Here is a 723-nt window from a genome sequence, read left to right as displayed (position 1 = left end):
GCCAGAATTTCTTTTTCATCGGCTAACGCTTCCTGTGCCAGTTGCAGCCGCTCCTGATCGGCGAGTAACGAAATAAAGAGTGTTGAAGTATGTGCGGTTATATCGGCTAGCTGCACTCGCTGTTTCGCTGTCAGCAAGCGCTGCTGAGCGGCTGCGTGTTCTGTTCTGGCGCTGATCTGATCACCTTCTAACAGCCAGCGGGCACTCAAGGTCGTCTGCATGGCATCGGTACCTTCATACTGGTCAGTACCGAATGCATCTTCGACGCTCAGTTCCAGCTGAGCAGGTTGCCGGCTTCCAGCCGCTTCTATTTCAGCCTGTATGCCCTGCTGCCGATAAGACCAGATGGCAATCTGTGGATGCCCCTTTAACGCCCGCTCGACGACTTCAGACAGCCTCACTGTATTTTCGGCGTAAGCGCTTTCGTAGAAGGGTATGAACAGGGTCAAGCATATTAAAAACCGATTGATAATCGGTTTTTTGGATGCAGAAATAACGTGGTTAACAAGCTTCATTTCAGCTCCGTTAATGGACGAGGAAAATATCAAAAAAGTGGTGTAAAGCATCGGTGGCAGAAAGCACCGCTGTGGCTGTAAGCATAATAGCCAGTGGTAACAGGCTGAGTTTCAGAGCGGACGGACGAGATGGGGTAAGCAGCTCGCAGACCCGTTCGCGCAGCTGCTCTACAGCGACAAACGCTGCCTGATCTGGCTTGTTGAGGTG

At 51.6% G+C, this 723-nt stretch carries 2 protein-coding genes; both read right to left on the bottom strand.

All coding sequences use genetic code 11. The annotated features are described in order from the left end of the window. Positions 1-401: TolC family protein (locus I9W95_RS12095; RefSeq protein WP_225675238.1), on the bottom strand; the 401-nt coding region annotated here is incomplete at its 3' end. A 124-nt stretch (positions 402-525) separates the two neighbouring features. Beyond that, positions 526-723, bottom strand: a 198-nt coding sequence (locus tag I9W95_RS12090; protein ID WP_225675236.1) for a hypothetical protein, incomplete at its 5' end; no start/stop codon positions are given.

This window comes from Thalassolituus marinus, assembly GCF_020320395.1.
Taxonomy (GTDB): domain Bacteria; phylum Pseudomonadota; class Gammaproteobacteria; order Pseudomonadales; family Oceanobacteraceae; genus Venatoribacter; species Venatoribacter marinus.
The sequence above is the reverse complement of the archived record's forward strand: the minus strand, read 5'-3'. Positions and strand labels throughout refer to the sequence as shown.